The sequence below is a fragment of the Acetobacter fallax genome, assembly GCF_011516735.1.
In the GTDB taxonomy this organism is placed as follows: Bacteria; Pseudomonadota; Alphaproteobacteria; order Acetobacterales; family Acetobacteraceae; genus Acetobacter; species Acetobacter fallax.
In genome coordinates this window covers 1-623 of record NZ_WOSX01000153.1, presented here as the reverse complement: position 1 = coordinate 623, position 623 = coordinate 1, and the positions used below count along the sequence as shown (strand labels likewise).

General features: G+C 60.8%; 1 protein-coding gene. It reads left to right on the top strand.

The window, feature by feature from the left end; translation table 11 throughout:
* The first annotated feature begins 120 nt into the window (after positions 1–120).
* Positions 121–438, top strand: coding sequence for a hypothetical protein (locus GOB85_RS18940; protein WP_242011641.1), 318 nt, complete (start codon positions 121–123; stop codon positions 436–438).
* The last annotated feature ends 185 nt before the right edge of the window (positions 439–623 follow it).

Genomic DNA, 623 nt, shown 5'->3' with positions numbered 1-623 from the left:
ACTTGAACTCTGCCGCATACCGTTTCCGCGTAACCTTGCCCATAAAACCCGTCCTCGTTCAGGCCAGATGATAGCTTATCGCCCTGTCCGAAAAATGGGGACCACCTCTAGGCGCTCGGCATGGATCTGGTCGCCCGGACCCGTAAGGCGCGCGATGCAAGGATCCGCGAACTGATCGCGCTCGGGCATGTGCAGGAGACGATGGCGACGGAAGGCCGTCCTTACGGAAGAGAGATCGTGCTGAAGACGCAGGCACGGCAGGCCGAACGGTCGCACAGCGCGCGCCTGGCGGAGATCGATGCGAAGCTGCAGGCCATGATCAGGAACGCGCCGGCGATCATGAGCAGCGCCGAGAGGGCGCTCAGGCGTGAACGGGCGGCACGGGTTCTCGGTAACGCACAAACCTCCCCGTCAGCTGCACCAGGTCCCGGGCAATGAACCTGTCCCGCGATCTTTTTTCGGCATCTCTGCGGCTGTATCGGTCCCTGAGGTTCGGTTATGCGTCTCGTCAGATGTTTTCGTTCGCTTCGCCATCATGTATCTGGTCAGCGGTCTCAGTCCTTCGACGATGATCGCGAAGCCGCGAACGCCGTAATCAAAACGGAGGAGCGCAAGGCTCTTCT